Annotated in this window: 20 protein-coding genes; 7 read left to right on the top strand and 13 right to left on the bottom strand. The window is 42.1% G+C overall.

The genetic code is table 11. From position 1 onward, the window contains the following. Positions 1-2: 2 nt before the first annotated feature. Both PAT01_RS09185 and PAT01_RS09180 read right to left on the bottom strand, forming a co-directional pair. Entirely contained in the window at positions 3-302 is a 300-nt protein-coding gene (locus PAT01_RS09185) for an AzlD domain-containing protein (protein WP_004589018.1), read from the bottom strand. Then, positions 299-1,003, bottom strand: a complete 705-nt coding sequence (locus PAT01_RS09180; RefSeq protein ID WP_029772236.1) for an AzlC family ABC transporter permease — start codon at positions 1,001-1,003, stop codon at positions 299-301. The genes PAT01_RS09185 and PAT01_RS09180 overlap by 4 nt, the downstream gene beginning before the upstream one ends. Before the next feature lie 149 nt (positions 1,004-1,152). Between PAT01_RS09180 and PAT01_RS09175 the strand changes: the two genes are divergently transcribed. Beyond that, complete coding sequence (locus tag PAT01_RS09175) at positions 1,153-1,815, top strand: cytochrome b/b6 domain-containing protein (RefSeq protein WP_138579768.1); 663 nt, start codon at positions 1,153-1,155, stop codon at positions 1,813-1,815. A gap of 64 nt (positions 1,816-1,879) precedes the next feature. Here PAT01_RS09175 and PAT01_RS09170 read toward each other — a convergent pair whose 3' ends face one another. Then, a complete protein-coding gene (locus PAT01_RS09170) occupies positions 1,880-2,332 on the bottom strand; it encodes a c-type cytochrome (RefSeq protein WP_024032101.1) in 453 nt (150 codons plus the stop codon). Positions 2,333-2,546: 214 nt separating this feature from the next. On the opposite strand from PAT01_RS09170, the gene PAT01_RS09165 reads away from it, so the two are divergent. Together PAT01_RS09165 and PAT01_RS09160 are read left to right on the top strand one after the other, a co-directional pair. Further along, positions 2,547-4,880, top strand: coding sequence for a S8 family serine peptidase (locus PAT01_RS09165; protein ID WP_154945376.1), 2,334 nt, complete (start codon positions 2,547-2,549; stop codon positions 4,878-4,880). 11 nt (positions 4,881-4,891) lie between these two features. Further along, a complete protein-coding gene (locus tag PAT01_RS09160) occupies positions 4,892-5,425 on the top strand; it encodes a S8 family serine peptidase (protein ID WP_138579766.1) in 534 nt (177 codons plus the stop codon). Between the two features lie 50 nt (positions 5,426-5,475). On the opposite strand, the gene PAT01_RS09155 is transcribed toward PAT01_RS09160, so the two are convergent. Then, entirely contained in the window at positions 5,476-5,940 is a 465-nt protein-coding gene (locus tag PAT01_RS09155) for a DUF2721 domain-containing protein (RefSeq protein ID WP_004589012.1), read from the bottom strand. A gap of 238 nt (positions 5,941-6,178) precedes the next feature. Here PAT01_RS09155 and PAT01_RS09150 point away from each other — a divergent pair, with 238 nt between their 5' ends. Together PAT01_RS09150 and PAT01_RS09145 are read left to right on the top strand one after the other, a co-directional pair. Further along, complete coding sequence (locus tag PAT01_RS09150; protein ID WP_154945375.1) at positions 6,179-9,886, top strand: S8 family serine peptidase; 3,708 nt, start codon at positions 6,179-6,181, stop codon at positions 9,884-9,886. A 133-nt stretch (positions 9,887-10,019) separates the two neighbouring features. After that, entirely contained in the window at positions 10,020-12,206 is a 2,187-nt protein-coding gene (locus PAT01_RS09145; RefSeq protein WP_138579764.1) for a S9 family peptidase, read from the top strand. A 42-nt stretch (positions 12,207-12,248) separates the two neighbouring features. Here the strand turns inward: PAT01_RS09145 and PAT01_RS09140 are convergent, their stop codons facing one another. Genes PAT01_RS09140 through PAT01_RS09125 form a run of 4 tightly spaced genes read right to left on the bottom strand, consistent with a single transcriptional unit; the run spans position 12,249 to position 15,975 of the window. Beyond that, the gene (locus PAT01_RS09140) at positions 12,249-13,733 is read right to left on the bottom strand and encodes a sensor histidine kinase (RefSeq protein WP_154945374.1); all 1,485 of its coding nucleotides are present in this window, start codon (positions 13,731-13,733) and stop codon (positions 12,249-12,251) included. A 10-nt stretch (positions 13,734-13,743) separates the two neighbouring features. Next, a complete protein-coding gene (locus PAT01_RS09135) occupies positions 13,744-14,469 on the bottom strand; it encodes a response regulator transcription factor (protein WP_154945373.1) in 726 nt (241 codons plus the stop codon). Between the two features lie 58 nt (positions 14,470-14,527). Then, positions 14,528-15,262, bottom strand: a complete 735-nt coding sequence (locus tag PAT01_RS09130; RefSeq protein WP_154945372.1) for a spondin domain-containing protein — start codon at positions 15,260-15,262, stop codon at positions 14,528-14,530. 11 nt (positions 15,263-15,273) lie between these two features. Then, positions 15,274-15,975 carry a spondin domain-containing protein gene (locus tag PAT01_RS09125; RefSeq protein ID WP_024032094.1) on the bottom strand — a complete coding sequence of 234 codons (702 nt, stop codon included), beginning with the start codon at positions 15,973-15,975 and terminating at the stop codon, positions 15,274-15,276. Positions 15,976-16,156: 181 nt separating this feature from the next. On the opposite strand from PAT01_RS09125, the gene PAT01_RS09120 reads away from it, so the two are divergent. Then, positions 16,157-16,522 (top strand): DUF4870 domain-containing protein, encoded by a 366-nt coding sequence (locus PAT01_RS09120; protein ID WP_024032093.1) that lies wholly within the window; start codon positions 16,157-16,159, stop codon positions 16,520-16,522. A gap of 55 nt (positions 16,523-16,577) precedes the next feature. Then, positions 16,578-17,012, top strand: a complete 435-nt coding sequence (locus tag PAT01_RS09115; protein ID WP_024032092.1) for a YqaA family protein — start codon at positions 16,578-16,580, stop codon at positions 17,010-17,012. 2 nt (positions 17,013-17,014) lie between these two features. Here the strand turns inward: PAT01_RS09115 and folX are convergent, their stop codons facing one another. The 5 genes from folX to PAT01_RS09090 form a co-directional block, all read right to left on the bottom strand. Next, a complete protein-coding gene (gene folX / locus PAT01_RS09110; protein WP_024032091.1) occupies positions 17,015-17,371 on the bottom strand; it encodes a dihydroneopterin triphosphate 2'-epimerase in 357 nt (118 codons plus the stop codon). A gap of 2 nt (positions 17,372-17,373) precedes the next feature. Next, positions 17,374-17,928, bottom strand: a complete 555-nt coding sequence (gene folE, locus PAT01_RS09105; RefSeq protein ID WP_138579762.1) for a GTP cyclohydrolase I FolE — start codon at positions 17,926-17,928, stop codon at positions 17,374-17,376. 24 nt (positions 17,929-17,952) lie between these two features. Next, positions 17,953-18,672, bottom strand: coding sequence for a dihydromonapterin reductase (gene folM / locus PAT01_RS09100; RefSeq protein ID WP_138579761.1), 720 nt, complete (start codon positions 18,670-18,672; stop codon positions 17,953-17,955). Between the two features lie 117 nt (positions 18,673-18,789). Next, a complete protein-coding gene (gene nadE, locus PAT01_RS09095; RefSeq protein WP_055255384.1) occupies positions 18,790-19,626 on the bottom strand; it encodes an ammonia-dependent NAD(+) synthetase in 837 nt (278 codons plus the stop codon). A gap of 69 nt (positions 19,627-19,695) precedes the next feature. Then, on the bottom strand, positions 19,696-20,322 hold the full coding sequence (locus PAT01_RS09090; RefSeq protein ID WP_121636792.1) for a YceH family protein: 627 nt from the start codon (positions 20,320-20,322) through the stop codon (positions 19,696-19,698). Between the last annotated feature and the right edge of the window lie 2 nt (positions 20,323-20,324).

The raw sequence follows: 20,324 nt of genomic DNA, 5'->3' as shown, positions 1-20,324 counted from the left end.
CTCTAGTTTAAAATTAAAAATAACCCCATACTGGCAAGCGTTGTGTAATAAATATTATGTGTTTTATAGGCAACAATAATGGCAACGATGGCTGCGCTTAAATAAGGGTTGTGCCAGTTAAGGTTGAGCCCGTCTTCATTTATAAAAATAATGGGTACCCAAATAGCGGTTAGTACAGCGGGTGCGCTAAAGCTTAAAAACTGCTGCATTTTAGGGCCCACTTTAAAACCAAGGCGTTGATGTAAAAATAAGTAACGAGTAAAAAAGGTAATACACGCCATTAATAATATAGTGAGCATCATAATGGGCTGTCCTTTTTTTGTGTAAGCCTTGCAGTAAAGTAGCCTGCACTCATTGCAAGTAGAGCAGCACAAACCAACCACAACTCAAACCCCGTGCTTTTTAAAACTGTGGCGCTAATACCCGCAACAATCACTGTAACCAGCGAGGCTAAATTTTTTATGCCCGGTACCACAAGAGCAATAAATGTAGCTGCAATAGCAAAGTCGAGCCCTAAATTTGTTAAATCAGGGAGCACACTTCCTGCAACTATGCCTATGAGTGTCCAAAGGTTCCATGCAATATAAAAACTAAAACCCGCGCTTAAAGCGTATATTAGGCGCGCTTTTGTTTTATAGGCTTTGCGGTGATGCGAAAAGGCAAACAGCTCGTCGGTTAGTACAAAACTTATTGGTAAGCGCCACCGAAATGGCTGTGAAATAACTTTATGGCGTACGGCTAAACCGTATAAAAAATGCCGAGAGCTAATAATAAATGTGGTAAATAAAATAGTCAGTAAAGGGGTGTTACCGGCCATTAGTTCAATTGCAACTAATTGTGCTGAACCCGCGAATACAAGTAATGACATTGCTTGTGTTTCAAAGGCACTAAAGCCATTTTGAATCGCTAAAGAGCCACATAATATTCCCCAAGGAACGACCGCCAGGCAAAGCGGGAGCATATCAAAAAAACCTTTTAATACTGCGCGTTTAGTTATATTCATTAATACAAGTAAGTAATAAGTTTGTGCGTTTAGTGTGCCATAAATAGTGCTTTATGTAATATCATTAATGCAGCGGTAGTAAAACTTTGGAATAATGGCTTTAGTATCAAAATAATGTGCCAGAGCCTGGCAACAAGTTGAGGATTTATATGCAAAGTATAAAAGTATGGGATGGCTTTATAAGAAGCTTTCATTGGTTATTAGTGATTAATATTGCTGTGCTTTACTTTAGCATTGACGAGGGCATGATTGAGCTTCATTTTGTGGCTGGCTTTTTCGCAATCGCATTAATAGTGACCCGTTTAGTATGGGGGCTGGTGGGCAGTAAAACGGCAAAATTAAGCGCGTTACTGCACTCGCCAATAGCAGTACTTAAAGAGTTCAAAAACCCCAGTAAAGGAGTGGGTCATTCGGCGCCAGGTAGCTACATGGTTTTGTTGTTTTTTGTACTTATTATAGTGCAGTTAGTGACTGGGCTAATGAGCAGTGATGGCATTTTGACTGATGGGCCTTTGGTTGAGTATGTGTCGAGCTCAACGGTTGATTTTGCAAATTGGCTGCACCGCCTTAATTTCGATATTTTATTTTATGCCATTTGCCTGCATGTTACTGCCATTGTTGTGTATAAAATAAAAGGAAAACCACTTGTCAAAGCAATGATCACCGGTAAACAGGCTAACAGCGAGCAAGCCACTCAAACTAATATAGATAACACGAAAGCTCCTTGGTTGGCGTGGGCTATTTTTGTTGGGTTGTTGGTGCTACTGGCTGTTACGTGGGGCAAAGAACCACTTAGTTATTTGCTAAGTTAATAGCTAACAAAAAAACAAAACGGCGCATAAAGCGCCGTTTTAGTGTGTATTGTTTTAATTGTAATTAGTCTTTAAATTGCTTGTGGCAATCTTTACAGCCTTTGGCCCATGCGCCAAATGCTTTACCAATTACCGCCTTATCGCCAGATTGAGCTGCTAAAGCTAGCTTATCTGCATTGGCAGCAAAGGCATTGGCTTTTTTAACAAAGGTTGCATTATCAGACCATACATCAGCTAATGCTGCTGTATCACCTTTATCAGTGCCTTCGTAAAACGCTTCCCACGGCATTTTAGAAAGGGCTGCTGCGTTATTAGCGCGCATTTTAAATTGCTCTGCATCAAAAGGAATTTTACCTTTTAGCATCGCGCCCATATCGCTAATTTGCACTGAAATCATAGAAAACGCAGCTTGACGGTATTCAATAGCATCACTTGGCTCTTTAAATGCAGTATTTGCAGATACGCTAAGTGTACATGTTGCTAAAGCAACCCCTGCTAAAAATTGTTTTAATTTCATGTTTTGCCCCTGTAAGAAATTATATCTACTAATTAGACATCTTGAATCGATTACTTATTTTATTCAAGTGAAACTTTAATGTCTCGCAGCTTGTTTTCTGAATATATCATTACACCTTGTCAGTTTATTGTTAACGACTGTAAACGGTGAGTTGCTATTAAGTGCCCTGTTGTGTACCTTGAGTCATCATAAAAATAATTAACGAAGGAAGTTTATGAAGCATAATATTTTTAAAATGTCGGCACTTTCTGCCGCAGTAGTTATGACGCTAGCAGGGTGTGGTGGCAGCGACAATGACAATAATAGCCAAGTTGCTGTAGTAACTGATGTTGCACCAAAAGCAAGCGATGTAGCCGTTGCCGGTTTAAAGCAATGGGTACCTGTAACTGCTGAGTTTAATGCAAGTGATAACGATGGCGATACACTTAGTTATACATTTACTGAAAATGGTGAAGCGGTTGAAGCGCAGGATGGCGTATATACTTTTAGCCACGGCTTACTCACTGTTGAAGGCGATACCTTTACTTACGTTCCTGTTTCAGGCGAAGACGCGGTAATTGATTACACCGCTAATGCAAATGGCAAATCGGCGTCTGCGCAATTAACGATTAGTGATATTGCGTCAGATCCTTTGGCTAATCAGCAATGGCACCTGCGTAACACAGGTCAAAAGTCGTACGCTCTAAGCGATGAAATGAAGCAAGGCCTAATTGATTTATATGTCAACCAATTAGGTTACAGCGAAGAAGAAGCGCAAACTATTTTTGACGAGGATTTTGCTGAATCAGAAGCAGAAGAATTGGTTGCTGGCGAAGATATGAACGTAGCAGCTGCGTACGCTCAAGGTGTTACAGGTGCTGGCGTAACGGCGGTTGTTGTTGACTCTGGTATGGAAATTCGTCACGAAGACTTAGTTGATAACGTGTTACCAAACCGTTCTTTAAATTTAGATGTTGATGTGTTGGATCGCACCGACCCTACTAGCCTGTCAAATAGCGGCGACCACGGTACCAGTGTTGCAGGCTTAATTGCAGCGAAAGGTTGGAATGGTAAGGGCGGGCGCGGTGTTGCACCAGATGCTGGTCTAATTGGCATGAACTACCTAGGTGGCGATAAAATTGAGCAAACTGATTTACTCGCGCATGGTTTCCCAGGTAGCGGTATTAGCACATCAGAAAATATTTCTGCGTTTAACCGCAGCTACGGTATTACCTTCCCAACGTTTATTGGCTACTCAGAGCTAGATGAAGCTATCAAGTCTTACCCTAACCTTAACCTTCGTGATGGTAAAGGTGCCCTAAACATGAAGTCGAGTGGTAACTCGTTTGTAGATGGTGGCGATGAAGGGTCATTATGTGCCGATAATGGCGCAAATGAGCTAGGCCTTACTTGTTATAACGGCGCGTTTGAGCCAAGCCAAGGTCACCCATATTACTTAAGCGTTGCAGCTGTAAATGCTGATGGTACGCATACAAGCTACTCAAGCGGTGGTGCTAACTTAATGGTTTCAGCCCCTGCGGGTGAATATGGGCGCTGGGCGCCTGCCATGGTAACGACTGATCAAATGACCTGTATTAATGGGTACTCAGGCTTTAATGGTAGCTCGATTACGGCATGGGCTGCAGCATATGGCGAAGACTTTGCTGCATCGCAATACCCATTCAACTACCCAGGACATGAAGATAACGCTAGCTGTAACTATACCTCTACGTTTAATGGTACTTCTTCGGCAGCACCTAATGCGTCAGGTGTAGTATCACTGATTTTATCAGCTAATTCAGAGCTAACATGGCGTGATGTCCGTCATATCTTAGCTACTACAAGCACAGTTAACGATGCAGAAGATGAAGTTGTAACACTTAGCGTTGGTGAAGGTGAATTTGTAGCGCATGACGGCTGGGTTGAAAATGCAGCAGGCTATAACTTTAATAACTTATATGGTTTTGGACGTGTAGATGCTGGTGCTGCAGTTGCGATGGCAAAAGAGTACGACGTAGCATTAGGTGAGCAAGTTATTACAGATTGGAGTGGTGTTGGCTCTGTTGTTGAAGAAGATGCCCTTACGCTAGAAATCCCAGATAACAGTGCCGCGGGTGTTACACAGCAAATCACTGTTGAAGAAGAGCTAAACATTGAAGCAATGCAGTTTAAGTTTGATGTGAGCAATACTGAAATGGGCTTTGGTTTAGCGGATGGTACGCAAACCTCTGCTGGTACCGATTTAGCAATTGAAGTGACGTCTCCATCAGGCACGCGCAGTGTATTACTAGCGTCTAAGCAAGCTCTATTTTACCCAGCTTATAGCTTTACTAACGGTTGGAACACAGGCTATGTTTTAAAAGATGCGGTACTACTGTCTAATGCTTTCTATGGCGAGACAACAAAAGGTACTTGGACTATTCGTGTTCTTGATGCTGCAGCAGATAGCTTTGCATTCAGCGATGGCGGGGATAACGGACTTGGTGCCGTAGGTATTTCAAATAACCGTGCCGCAAGCGTTTTAGAAGGCGTTTCGTTGAGAGCATTTGGTCACGCAGGTCAAGAGTAAGGAATATAGATATGAAAATGAATAAATTAGTTATTTTAGGTGCTGCTGCGTGTATTTCTCTAAGTGCAACAGCGAGTTCATTAGCAGATAAAGAGCTGCAACTTCCAAAAAAGCCGGTAAATAGTGTGAAATACAGCAAAACCGACTTTGGCTCTTACGTTGTAGAAAAAAACTTACGTTTAGTACCAACAAGTGTTGCTGCTGATGAGTATGTTGTTTCTACCAAAGGTGAGATGGCGGTTGTTGAGTCTTCTGAGGCTTCATCGTTAGTAACAAAAGGTACACTGGTACGTAATGTCCTAACAAACAACTTAACGTCGCTTTCTGGCAATATTACTGTTTTGCTTAAAGATGGCATGAACGCAACAGAGGTAGCTCAGCTGTCTGGCTTAAAGGTAGTGTCTGTTTTCCCAGGTACTAAAATAGCGGTTTTAGCTGTTAATGAGGGTCAAGATATTTTAGCTGCTGCAGAGCAATTAAAGTCAACTGATTATACTAAAGAAGCGCGAATTGAAGTGTTAGAGACTATTTATACTGCACAATAAAATTAAAATGTTGTGATAAAAGCCCGAGAAAATCTCGGGCTTTTTTATTGCTAATCGTTAATATCAGCAAATATCATCCCTCGGCGCATACTACGTGTGGCCAAAAATACCTCGCCAAGTAACGACATAAAACCACATATTAATAAGGCCATTGCAGCCACAAAACAGCTGGCAATTGTTACCCCTAAATTAATAGACTGAATGTGTGATAAAAACAACAGCATAACCACAGCGCATACTAGCAAGGCGCTTAGCACGCTCATACTAAAAGCAATATGAATACATCGAGAGCGCTTTAACAGGGCTCGCAGCTCTGTGGCTAGGGTTTTATTAAAGTCTTCATCGGTGCTTACCTTGAGTTTTCGCTCAAGTTGTCGCGCACGGTCAGTAATGCGGGCTAAGCGATTAGATAAAACCCCGAGCGTGGCAGCAATACCCGTAATTAAAAAGACTGGGGCGACGGCTGTCTGAATTACTTTAGCCATGGTTAAAATATTTATAACGTCGTTACTCATTCATTTTCCATAGAGAAGTTAGGTTTTGTTTACAGTGATTTACAAATTACAGAAAGAGAAAAACTTATTTAAAATTAGTTTGTTGTGATGTTTTTGCGATGCTATTCCTGCAGTTTTGTAATCCACTTGTAATTGAGTTGTTGCTAGCCTGAGGGCTGTAGTTCTATATTAAAATCACAATTCTAATCACATTGAATTGAGTAAATACAATAATATAAAACTCACTCCAGGGGAAATAATGTCTAATATAACACTGAAAAGAACCGCTATTTCATCAGCTATAGGTTTAGCTATGATGTCATACGGTGCAGCCGCCGCACCTGATTTATCTAAAGGATATGTCCCAGAAACATCAAGTGTAAAAACATACTCTCAAGATAAAACCATTTCTACTAAAGCACGCTATATTATCCAGCTTGAAGACGAGCCGCTAGCAACCTACAAAGGCGGCATTGCAGGGCTTGAAGCAACCTCTGCAGCAGTAACTGGGGATAGTAAAGTTAATCTATCTTCAGCACCTGCGTTAAAGTACAGCAGCTACTTAAAAGCAAAACAAAAAAGTGTAGCGCAAGTAGCCGCATCTGTTAGCGGTGGCTCGGTTTCACATTCATTTAGTACGTTATTCAACGGTATCGTGGTAGAAGGTGAGCAAGGTCAACGTGAAAAGCTCGCTAAACTTGCGGGTGTAAAAAAAGTATTTTTAGATACTGAGTACCACACATTAATGGATGCTTCTATTGATGTGATTAGAGGCGTTGAGGCATGGCAGGCGCTTGGTGGTCAATCTGAAGCTGGTAAAGGCGTTAAAGTTGCTATTATTGACTCGGGTATTCGCCCAGAAAACCCTATGTTTTCAGATGTGGGTTTTGCAGCTGCAGAGTTTAGTGAAGAAGAAGCGGCTTACATCGCAGAAAACCCCGATTACTGTCGTATAGAGGGTGGTGAAGCCGATTTTTGTAATAATAAATTAATAGTGGCGCGTGCATTTGGCCCAACACCAAGTGATGTTCACCCTGATGAATATATTGGTTCTCCACTCGGTTACGACGGTCACGGAACGCATGTTGCTGGTACTGCTGTAGGTAACCCAATTGAAATTACTTACCAAGACAATAACGTGTCAATTTCAGGTGTTGCACCAGCGGCACAGTTAATGGCTTATAAAGCGCTTTGGCACACAGCCGATGGACGAGGCAGCGGTACTACCGTTGCACTAATGGGGGCATTAGAAGCGGCCATTAAAGATGGCGCAGACGTAATTAATAACTCGTGGGGCGGTGGTGCAGGTGGTAATCCATCAAGCAGTGCATACAGTGATTTATTCACAGCTGCAGAAGAAGCGGGTGTAGTGGTTGTAACCGCAGCAGGTAACGATGGTAACGGCGCACAAACTATTGGTTGTCCTAGCTGTATTGAGTCTGGTTTAACAGTTGCCAATACGCAAACAGGGCGTTTCTTCTCTCAACAAATTGAAGTGGCAGGTGAAACCTATTTAAGCATTGAAGGAAGCAATGGTTTATTAACCGACCCTATTTCACTTCCTATTATTTCGGCGCAAGTGATTGCTCCTGATAATTTTGAAGGGTGTGAAGAGTTTGCTGAAGATATCTCATTTGCAGACTCTGTAGCATTAATCTCTCGTGGTAGCTGTGCGTTTTCAGCCAAAGCTGAAAATGCGGCGAAAGCAGGTGCAACAGCGGTAATTATCCACAACAATGTTGCTGGCGGTGCAATGGGCATGTCTATGGATGACGCCACAATTCCAGCCTCAGCGATTAGCCAAGAAGATGGTTTAAGCTTGGTTGAGCTGTTAACTGCAGCTGAAGAGCCGGTTATTGCTTCACTCGACCCTAGTGTTAAAAGAACAATTCAAGAGAAATTTACTGATGCAGTAAACTCTTCAAGTTCGCGTGGTCCTAATGGTGAGCCTAGCTTCTTAAAACCTGATATTGCAGCGCCAGGTACAGATATTTTATCTGCGTACTCGCCAGATGAAGGTAATGGTATTACCTTTAATGCGATTACAGGCACAAGTATGGCAAGCCCTCATGTTGCTGGTGCAGCAGCATTGATGAAGCAAGCTCACCCAGAGTGGAATGCGGTACAAATCAAAACGGCGCTTATGAGCTCATCTAAAATGGATGGCCTACATAAAGAAGACTTAGTTACCAAAGCTGATGCATTTGATGTAGGTGCCGGTCGATTAGATATGCCTAATGCGCTAGAGGCAGCACTTACATTTGATCATGGCTCTTACGCTGACCCTAGTTGTTTAAGTGTTTGTAGTTTCTCAAATACCGTGCAAAACATGACTGATACTGCCGGTGAGTGGACTGCAAAAGTAGTAACCGATATGCAAGGCGCTGAAATTACAGTTTCGCCTAGCACCGTTATGCTTGGCGCGCATGGTTCTACCTCAACGGATGCAGAAGGTACAGAAACAAGCACTGACATGGCTGAATTTAACTTAGATATTGATTCAACATTTAACGATGTAAAAGGTTGGAACTTTGGTCATGTAGTGTGGACTCATACTGAGACAGGTCAAATCGCTCACTTACCATTTGCTATTTACGATAACGAAGCAACAAATAGCAGTGTGTTTAGTGCAACAGTCGATGCCGATTCTTTAAATTCTTCTACTCCTGCAAAAATAGGTGTGCAATTTAATAATACTCTGTTCACTGACGAGCTATCAGTAAATGTAAAACTTGACGAAAATGCAGAACTTCTTAAAGGTGCTGCCCCTGTTGTTGAAGTGACTAATGGTGCAGGTGAAGTAACATTAAGTGAAGACAATAAAGAACTAACTTGGACGGGCACATTAGGGCCAAAAGAATTTGCTATTAACAGCAGTGATTTCTTAGGTACCTTCTCATTGGCTGATGAAGGCATTGAACCACAAGCGTGTCCTGACGGGTGTGATGAGATAACCATTACGGTTGAAGCTGACTTTATTTTTGATGGGAAAGAGTACTCAGCATTTACTATCTCAGATAACGGCTTTATTGCTGTTGGTGCAGATGTAAATACAACTAACTCTTGGAGCCCTCAAGCAATGCCTAATGCACGTACACCTAATGGTGTTATTGCGCCGCTTTGGGCTGACTTTGATTTAGCGGGTGGCACGAGCGGTGGCGGTGATCTTTATGTGGCTAAATTTGATAGCGGCTATGTAGTTGTAGAATGGCATGACGTTGAGCTTTGGGGTAGTTCTTTAGGTGATAAGTACACGTTCCAAGTGATCTTAAAAGAAGGCACTGATGAAGTTCGTATGAACTACATTGATGTGCCTGCTTTACCTGCACCTTACTCAGCGGGTGTAGAGTCTGCTGATGGCAACGTAGGTGCAATGCTGGACACAGTTCCAACGGGTAATGCTATTGGTAGTGGCTACTTAGTCGATCAAATCAAAGGCGGTGTTGTTGATATTCAATATCAAGCTTTTGCAAAAGATCGCAGCCATTACACAGCTGCAGATGCAGTAGAAGTTGATGAAGAACAAACAGTGACTATTGATGTATTAGCTAATGATATGGCTGAGTCGCGTTTTGTATTTGACGCAGTAGCTTCTTCAGAAACAGAAAACGCAGAATTCTCTGCCCATAAAGGTGTAAGAATTAAAGGCAGCTTAGTGGCATCAACTGTTGAGGTGGTTTCTGCACCTGCAAATGGCTCTACAACCGTGAATGAAGATGGCACGATTGATTATACGCCAAATGCACAGTTCTCTGGTGAAGATAGCTTTACATACACAGTGCGTGAAGCATCAGGCACTAGCGCCGAAGAAACTATGGTATCAATCGTTGTTAACGATACCATTGCAGACCCTCAGCCAGTGACGCCAACACCAGAGCCTGAAAGCAATGGTTCATCGGGCTCACTAGCTTGGTTAACATTACTTGCTGCGCCGTTTGCATTTATGCGTCGCCGTAAACAAAAGTAATTTTATAACTAGCACGTTATTTTAAAGGGAGCCTCGGCTCCCTTTTTACATAGCTTCACAAACTAAATTACACCACGCTTTATTATTAGGTATATTTAATAGCACCAATAATAAAAACTATAGAGATTTCATAATGATTCGTTCTTCATTCACGCTAGCCGCGTTATCACTCGCTGTGCTAGCCGGCTGTGATAATGCGCCTAAAAGTACACCTTCAGATACAGCAACTACTATGCAAACACAACAAACAGAAAAACCAGTGAGCGCCGTGGCGCCAATTGCTAAAAAAGTACCTCATGAAATGACGATTCATGGCGATACGCGTATTGATGATTACTACTGGTTGCGTGATGACGAGCGTAAAGCACCAGACGTTATAAGTTACTTAAATGCTGAAAACGTTTATACCGAGGCAATGCTTGCGCATACTCAAACATTGCAAGATAAGTTATTTGAAGAGTTAAAAGGGCGTATTAAAAAAGACGATGACTCGGTGCCTGTTAAAAAAGGCGACTATTTTTATTCATCGCAAACGCGTGGCGAAAACGAATACCCTACCTATGTTCGCAGTAGCGATTTTAAAGGCACTGATCAGCAAGTTATTTTAGATGTAAATGCGTTGGCCAAAGATCACGACTACTTTGCTGTTAGTGGCTTATCTGTAAGTACTAACGGAAATTTAATGGCGTACGGGGAAGACACCGTTAGCCGTAGAATTTACACCATAAAGGTAAAAGATTTAACCACAGGCCAATTACTCGAAGACACGCTTGAGGGAACAAACGGCGGCGTTATTTGGGCAAACGATAATAAAACCTTTTACTACATTAAAAAAGATGCACAAACCTTACTTGGCTATCAAGTTTTTCGCCATACGTTAGGTACACCGCAAAGCGATGATGAACTTATTTACGAAGAAGCTGATACAAGTTATTACACGGGTATTAGTAAGAGCAAAGATGGCTCAGAAATATATATTTGGCACAGCAGCACCAATGCCTCTGGTATGTCGGTACTCAGCGCAGATGATAATAAAGCAAAACCTAAGCGCTTAATTGAGCGTGAGGACGACCTAGAATACAGTATTTCAAAGCTTGGCAATACGTATTACATCGTCACTAACTTAAATGCGGTTAACTTTCAGCTTATGAAGGTGGATGTAGATAAAGCGCATGATAAAGCAAATTGGCAAACGGTAATTGCGCCGCGCGATGATATTAAGCTAGAAGGCGTTGATTTATTTAAAGACTACCTTGTATATCAAGAGCGAGAACTGGGTCAGTCGCGCCTTATTGTTCGCCATTTATCGACTGGAGATGAGCACACGCTAAGCTTTAACGACAGTGCCTATACCATTGCAAGCTATGGCAACAACGATATAAACAGCGACAAATTACGTGTTTATTATACCAGTATGACGACACCGGTTTCGTCTTACGATATTGACCTTAAATCGGGTGATAAAACCCTACTTAAACAGCAAGCCGTGTTAGGTGATTTTAACGCAGATAACTATGCCTCGGAGCGTATTTTTGTAGGTGCGCGCGATGGTATAAAAGTGCCGGTAAGCTTAGTGTACCGTAAAGATACATTTAAAAAAGAAGGGACTAACCCGTTATTGCAATATGGTTATGGCTCGTACGGCGCCACCATGGATCCTACTTTTTCAAGCTCACGTTTAAGCTTATTAGACCGTGGCTTTGTGTTTGCTATAGCGCATGTGCGTGGTTCGCAAATGTTAGGACGCCCATGGTATGAAGACGGAAAGTTATTAACTAAAAAGAACACTTTTAACGACTTTGTTGATGTAACCAAATCATTAGTGGCACAAGGTTATGGCGCAAAAGACGAAATATTTGCCTACGGTGGTAGTGCTGGTGGTTTATTAATGGGCGCGGTGGTTAACCAAGCACCAGAGTTATATAAAGGGGTGGTTGCAGCAGTGCCTTTTGTTGATGTAGTCACCACCATGCTTGATGCAAGCATACCACTTACTACCAATGAGTATGGTGAGTGGGGTAACCCAAATGAAAAAGAGTATTACGATTACATGCTGTCGTACTCGCCGTATGATCAAGTCTCAAAGCAAGCGTATCCTAATATGTTAGTGACTACCGGTTTACATGACTCACAAGTTCAATATTTTGAGCCAGCTAAGTGGGTTGCAAAGCTGCGTGACTATAAAACAGATGATAATAAACTGCTGTTTAAAATAGATATGGAAGCCGGCCATGGCGGGGCGTCTGGTCGCTTTAAACGCCTAGAAGATACTGCGCTAAACTATGCATTTATGCTTGATTTAGCCGGTATTAAAAACTAACAAAATCAAAATTAAGTAATGTTCTAAAGGTATAGACGTTGGCTATACCTTTATTTTTTGCGGCAAGTTAAAGCTAAACATAGTGCCTTTGCCCAGCTCACTTTGTACATTTATTTCACTGTCCATAAGTTTTAGTAACCCCTTACAAATAGCCAACCCTAAGCCACCTTGTTGGCGCCCTTCATTATTTGAATTTGAAGCCTGGTAATGCGGATTAAAAATCGCGTTTAGCTCATCATGCTTAATACCCACGCCGGTATCAGAAACCTGCACAAATAATTGCTTTTCATCAATACGCTTAACATTTACAGCTATGCTGCCGCCTTTAGGTGTGTGCCTTATTGCGTTATCAATTAAATTACTTAAAACACGCTCAAGTTTTGCAATATCGGCTACAACAGGAAAATCGCAAATTGCTGGCTCTACCGTTAAGTTAAGGCCTTTTTTCTCGGCGGTTAGAGAAAACTTAGCAATACAATCGTAAATAAGCTCACCTAAATTAAAGGTTTCTTTGTGTATGCTTATTTCACCGTTTTCTAAATGGGCTAATTCAAAAATTTGTTCAATAAGCTGTTTAAGCTGCGCGCAGTTATTAAGGGATACATGTAAGTATGCTTGTTGTTCTTGAGCGCTTAATTGTGACCCCGACTGATTAAGCACCTCTAAAAACCCCTGCAAGGAGGCTAAGGGGGTTCTTAAATCGTGAGATAAGTGAGTAAGCAACTCCTTGCGCTGTTTATCGCTTTGCTCAAGTGCTTTAAATTGCTCGTCAATCCGGGTAACCATGGCTTGAATGTTACGGCCTAAACTGTGCACTTCGTTACTTTTTTGGGTTGAATAGTTGCTGAGTTTGGTATCGGTAAGGCTGTAATTAGCTGCTTCAATATTGCTTACATCACGGGCTAATCGCTGAATAGGGTTGGTAAAAAAGCGCAGTAAAATAAGCATCGCAATCAGTAAAAATGCAAGTGCAGCTCCAAGCCATAATGCGGCAAGCCATAGTTTGTCATTATTTTTAATTGTGTTTAAAGAGGTATCGTAAGCTTCACCGCCAATAATTACATACAAGTACCCTTGCAGCTTATCGTTATTAAAAACAGGCGCTACAGAGAATATTTTTTGCTGCGCTTTATTTCTTGGATCATCACCATAAATTGGCGCTGCAGCTGGGTTGTTAATCAGCTTTTTTAAGGGGGCTAAATTAATATGAGTGCGTTTAACTTTACCAGGCTCTGCTGAGTAAGTGAGGATTTTTCCATTTTCATCTACAAAATAAAACTCAAATGCGGGGCCTAATAACATTAAGGTATGAAATAGGTTTTCTAGGGCTGCGTAGTCGTATACACCCTCTTTTATTAATGGGTTATCTTGTACTAAATGCTCAGCAAGGGCTAAGTGCAGGTTTTGCTCGCCATGATGTTTTGAGGTGAGCTCTAGTTGTTTACTCCAGCAGTAAACGAGTGCACAAATAAAGCAAAATATAACCACCAACGACACCGCTAATTTTTGATACAAAGATAGGTTCATAATAAGGCTCTTAAGTAAGTTGGCTTGGATTTAGTTTGTAGCCAACGCCCCAAACGGTTTCGATAATAGGCGCTTGATGATGTAGCTCAAGTTTGGCGCGTAACCTATTTATATGTGAGTTAACGGTATGCTCGTACCCGCTGTGCTGATACCCCCATACTTTGTCGAGCAATTGCTGGCGGCTAAAAACATGGTTTGGGTGGCGAGCAAAATATACCAGTAAATCAAATTCAGTGGCGGTGAGGTTAAGTGCTTGTTCGTCTAAATAAACTTGATGTGAGCTAAACTCAATATTGAGTGAGCCAATATTTAGCCTTTGTTCGCTGCTCGGGTTGTCGTTTTCGTTATTTTGAATTGCTAGAAGCTGTGAGCGGTGGCGTAATTGTGTTTTAACGCGGGCTTGTAATTCGCGAGCAAAAAAGGGTTTGCAAATATAGTCATCAGCACCCATTTCAAGGCCAATTACACGGTCCATATCGCTACTGAGCGCGGTAAGTAAAATAACGGAAATGGTAGGGTAGTGCTCTTTAATTTTACGGCATAAGCTTAAGCCATCCATTTGTGGCAGGTTTATATCCAGTAAAATAAGCCCGTAAGGTTGTTTTGCTATTTTTTTAAGTGCGAGCTCAGCGCTTACAACATGATCAACATGCAAATTTAACGCAGCAAGTTGAGTTGTTATTAATTGCCCTATTTCTCTGTCGTCTTCTACTACCAGTATTTTTTCGTGCCGCATAGTTAACCTCGTAAAAAAGGGACATCCGTGTCGCCTCACATCCCCATTACAAGCTGTTTTACTGTGTACGAGTGATCACGATTTTTGATACTGGGTTATCAAACTTATGTTCAGCACCTAGTGCAGAGGTTGATAAGTCATCTTGATTAGACACAACACCTGGGTGCATTGTGATTATATCGGCAATATCGTCGCGTATTTCGTTAAACCCTTCGCCGCCAGCAGCGGGACCAGGCACAGTGTCAGCTGTTTCTGTATTCGCCTCCGTACCTGCATCGTAAACGGGCGTCGTTCGTGATATTGAACTGCCTACTTCCAATGTTGATACATCTACAGAACTAAGACCGGTAAAAGCGTCATTTGTATTCCCAAGCATGGCAGCAAAAGATAAATTAAGAACATCTTGTGCATCAACTAAAAGGGTTACAGAGGTTGTTTCGCCAGGGCCAATGCCGCCTTCAGCCGAGGCTGAAGCAAGTGCATTTTCATCGCTAAGGTACTCTTCATTAGCGCCGCTTTCAGCAATCATTTCTAAACCAACAGAAGCCGTCTCACCAAATTTCCATGGTGGGGTTTCATCAAATGCAATGACCGAGAGTGGTGATAGTGGTTGTCCAGCCGTTAAGTTACTAAAAGTGATAGTAAACTCATAAACAACAGGTTCGGGCTCTACAACAACCACAGGTTCTTGCTCTTCAATAGAGTCGTTATTATCGTTATCGCCACATGCGGATAGTGAGCTGGCTAACAGTAAAATAAGCGCACTTTTTTTAAAATTAGAAAGAGATGACATAATTAACTCTCCTATTTAACCGTCACAGTTAATTTTGCAACGGGGTTTAACCATCTGTGTACAGTGTTATTCAAATCACTGTTTCCACCTTCTAGGTCATCATCGCCAAGGGCCCCTGGGTGAATGTGCACCATCGTATTTGTATCGCCAGTTGTAATACCTGTGCCGTTAGTACCAGCTTGGCCGCCCGGCGCAGCAGGGATACCTAATACACCAGGTGCACCCGAGCCTTCTACTACAAGTTCGTTATTTGCTTCTGTACCTGCATCATAACCATTGAGGTAAACAGTGTAGGTGCCTGCTTCTGTTGGAACTTTCCAGCTATCAAGGCCTACAAAGCCATCATTGGTTGGCAGTAACATAGCCGCTACAGATAGGTATTCGTTGCCATCGGTAGTTGTGAGCTCTGCTGTTGCAGACGCCGCGGGTGCTAAAAGGCCTGCCGCTGGGTTTTCTGCAATATCGCTGCTCGATGCTGACGCTTGAGTAACAAGTGCTGATATATCGCCGCCTTCAGCCATTGCTTGCAGTGCAGCAGAGGCTTCGGTTGCAACTTCAAATAGTTTATCTTCGCTATCGTGTGCTGTTATTAGTACCGGTGTAAAGTAAAGGCCTTTAGTAAGGTTAGTAATTTCTACTTCTAGCTCTGCTGCCAATGTTGATTGGCTAGCTACTGCTAAAAGGGTTGCAACTGTAAATGCTGAAGCTTTCATTATTATTTCCTGTAAGTGATGATTCAGACTAAGTATTGAATAACCACCTCAAGAAACTCTCACAAAGTTATCACTTTTTTATCACAGCGGGTTAGGGCGTGTTATTTAACAATATAGCTGCCTCTATATAGACACCTGCTCAATAAAAAGGCAGTATGTATTAACTAATAAGGAGAGCGTAATGGAAGAAAATCAACAGCTTGAGCCGTTATCAAAAGACGAAAAAACATGGGCTATGCTTTGCCATTTAAGCGCTGTAGCCGGTTTTGTTATTCCGTTTGGCTCTATACTTGGGCCATTAGTGGTATGGCTTATTAAAAAAGATGAAATGCCAATTGTCGATTTACACGGTAAAAAATCGCTTAATTTTCAAATTACTATGGCTATAGCTTACTTTGTATGTTTTTTACTAGTCTTTGCCGTAATCGGCCTCGTTTTGCTGCCTTTAGTGGCTATTTTTTCTTTTATCATGGTGGTTTTAGCCAGTATTAAAGCCAACGAAGGGAAAGAGTTTAATTACCCACTGAGTCTAAATTTGATAAAATAAATGACGACCCTTTAATAAACCCAGCTGTATGCTGGGTTTTTACTTTAAGTACTTAATGCTTTATATCACCTTATTTTTTAGTGCGTTTGTGTCCGCTACTTTATTACCAAGTTCTTCAGAAGTGGTACTTGTTACCATGATAAGCCAAGCAAAAGCTAATCTGTGGCTGCTGTGGTTAGCCGCTACTTCAGGTAATGTGCTAGGAAGTTGTGTTAATTATTGGTTAGGAACTCATGTGCTACGTTTTAAGCACAAAAAATGGTTTCCGGTATCGGCCAAGGGGCTTGAAAAAGCGCAATCTCAATTTAAAAAATATGGGGTATATAGCTTACTGTTTGCTTGGCTGCCGATTGTGGGCGACCCACTAACGGTAATTGGCGGCATATTTAAAGTGCGTTTTAGTCTGTTTTTATTATTAGTGAGCATTGGCAAAGGCGCGCGGTATTTAGCCGTTATTGCCCTTGCCAGTGGTGCACAAGCGGTTTTGTAAAGTTACTTTGACCAATCAAGCGTGAGCGAAACTGAGTCGGCAAAGCGCAGTGCATGCGGTTTATCTACTCTGGCTTTTGCGTAATGTACGCTTGGATGTGTATGGCATACTGCAAGTATTTCGGCAACCAGCTTTTCAAGCAACAAAAAGTGCCCTTGCTCTACTAGGTTTATCACCTCTTTGGTGATCACTTTATAGTTAAGCGCTTGGTCTACTTCGTCTGTTTTACAGGCGTCATCAGCAGGGTAGTGAATTTCTAAATTAATCACTACATCTTGCTTTTTTTCCCGTTCTTCTGGGTTAAAACCAATAAATGTACGTAAGCGTAAGTTGGTTACGTTAATAATTGCGTTGGCCATAATTAACCCTTAATAAGCTGTAAAAACTCGTTACGCGTTTTAGAGTCACTTCTAAAGTTACCTAGCATTACAGAGGTACGCATACTTGAGTTTTGCTTTTCTACACCGCGCATCATCATACACATGTGTTTAGCTTCAACAATAACACCTACGCCTTTAGCACCGGTTACTTCTTCAACTGCTTTAGCAATTTGATGAGTAAGTTGCTCTTGTATCTGAAAGCGACGAGCAAACATATCAACAATACGCGCAAACTTAGATAAACCTAGTACTTTGCCATCGGGAATATAAGCAATATGGCAACGACCAATAAAAGGTAATAGGTGGTGCTCACACATAGAGTAAAGCTCTATATCTTGTACAAGTACCATATCGTCAGCGTCTGAGCTAAATACCGCATTATTGGTAATTTCATCAAGCGTTTGACGATACCCTTTGGTTAAATACTCCATGGCTTTTGCTGCACGTTTTGGTGTGTCGAGAAGACCTTCTCGGCCTGCATCTTCACCCACAGCGGTAATAATTTTTTGGTAGCTTTGCTTTAAATCGTCATGCATAAATTTCTCAGTTTAATGTGTGTTCTACTTTAAATGGCGGCCGCCATCAACAGGCAAAGCGCGGCCTGTGATGTAGTGGCTGCGCAGTAATAAATCAATACTATTAATAATTTCTTGGCAACCTGGCTCTATACCCATAAGAGATTTTTTAAGGGTTTTAGCACGGTAAGCCTCGTCATCGTGCTGATTAAAAATAATCAACGATGGCGCAACCGAATTCACCTTTATGTTTGGTGCGTACTTAGCGCTTAACGACTTGGTTAAGTTATCAAGTGCAGCCTTACTTGCGGCATAGGCAATGTGCTTTGGGCTACCTGTTTCAACAACGTAATCGGTAAGATGAATAATGTCAGCCGGTGTGCGAGCATCAGCTTGGTATGCCATTAATAGCTGTGCACAGGCATTATTAATTAAATACGGTGTTTTGGCATGAATGCGCATCATGTTATCAAACAAACTCGAAAAATCAGGGTTACTGGCTTCGCAGTCCCAGCTGGAGGCATTGTGCACAATGGCACGTAAAGAGTGAGTTTGCTGTTTGAGTGTTTCAATAAAGCTAGCTATACCGGCATCGCTGCTAAAGTCGGCGTGTATACATACGGCGCCTTGTTGTTCTAAGTCGTCGACTGCATCGTGGCGCGTACGATAGGTAATAATAATAGCTTGGCCTTGCGATAAAAAGTGCTTAGCAAGCGCAAGGCCAATACGTTGACCAGCGCCTGTTATTAAAATAGGAGATGTCATGTAATGCAGTTTTCTCTTTGGCAGGCGTTAAAATTAACTATAAATCAATTTTTTGTTTTACGTAACAATACGGTGAATAGATCAGCTAGTGCATATGCAGCACTAGCTGTTTAGCCGTTATAAATCATCGTAAATAGTCGGAATGGGTTGGCGCTTATGCTGAGTGCGAACATAAATATCAGTTAGCTTTTGCTCAACCTCTGCAGCCACCGGCTTGCCTTCTAAAAAGTCGTCAATTTGATCATAGCTCAGTCCTAATGCTTCTTCATCGGTGAGGCCTGGGCGGTCACTTTCTAAATCAGCTGTTGGGGCTTTTGTTACTAATAGCTCTGGCGCACCTAAGGCAGTTGCAAGTGCGCGAACTTGACGTTTTGATAAGCCAAATAATGGGGCTAAATCGCATGCGCCATCACCAAATTTGGTGTAAAAACCAGTAATGTTTTCAGCGCTGTGATCGGTACCTACAACGAGGCCTTGGCAAAAACCAGCTATTTCGTATTGCGCTACCATGCGTTGGCGTGCTTTTACATTACCTTTTACAAAGTCAATTTTAGCTTGCTCAGGTAGCTCTTCACCACTGCCTACTACCGCCGCCATAGCTTGCTCGTGTAATGCATCGGCAGCAGGTTTTACGTTGACGGTCATGCGTTTACTTGGCTTGATAAAATCAACGGCCATTTGCGCTTCGTCTTCATCTGCTTGTACACCGTATGGCAAACGAACCGCAATAAATTGGTACTTATTAGTGTTTTGCTCTGCGTTTAGTTCATCTACGGCTAATTGGCACAAGCGCCCGCAGGTCGATGAGTCAACACCGCCGCTAATTCCAAGCACTAGCGATACACTATGGGCTGCCACTAAACGTGCTTTTATAAAGTTAACTCGACGGGTAATTTCGGCGTTTACATCAATAGTTGGCTGAACTTTCATTTCAGCCATAATTTCGGCGCGCATGGCCAGCTCCTCGTTATTTAATAAGTTGTTTTTAAATAGGCTTACATTATCTGGTTTAGTGGTTATTAATTAAAGTCCTAAATGTGCTTTTATACGGCTAAGCTCGGCTTTTAGTTCCTCAATTTCTGCAAGTAACTCGTTAATTTCATCGTTTTTAACTTCTGCGACTTCTGTAGCTGGCACTGGGCTTGGCGCTACTGCTGGGTCAGCAAAAAGGTGCATGTAGCGACTTTCTCGTTTGCCGGGCTCGCGCTCAAGCTTTGTTACGTAGTCATCTTTTGCTAACGCGCTCAGGGCAGTTTCTACTTCGCTAACGTTTGTAAAGTCAGCTAGGCGAGCGCTGCGCGTTCTTAGCTCACCGGGTGTTTGTGCGCCGCGTAACAGCAGTAAACATATAATTGCCCGTTGCTGCGTGCTCAACTGTAAGCTACTAAATTCTGTATTACAAAAACGGTGATCGTATTTATTAACTCGTCCCGAAAGCCCTTCGTCTAGCGTTACAAGGCGCTGACTTATGAGCTCATCCAGTGTTTGTTGCACCTCACTTTCGCTCAAGTTTACAACAGGGTCTCGATTTGATTTTTGGTTACACGCATTCGTCAGTGCGTTCAACGACAGTGGATAATGCTCGGGCGTAGTGCTTTGTTTTTCTAAAAGGCAGCCAATAACGCGCTGCTGATTTGCTGATAAATGCATGG

Source organism: Pseudoalteromonas atlantica (genome assembly GCA_007988745.1).
GTDB classification, from domain to species: Bacteria; Pseudomonadota; Gammaproteobacteria; order Enterobacterales; family Alteromonadaceae; genus Pseudoalteromonas; species Pseudoalteromonas atlantica.
Note: the sequence above shows the minus strand (reverse complement) of the source record. Positions and strands in the feature narration are given on the sequence as shown.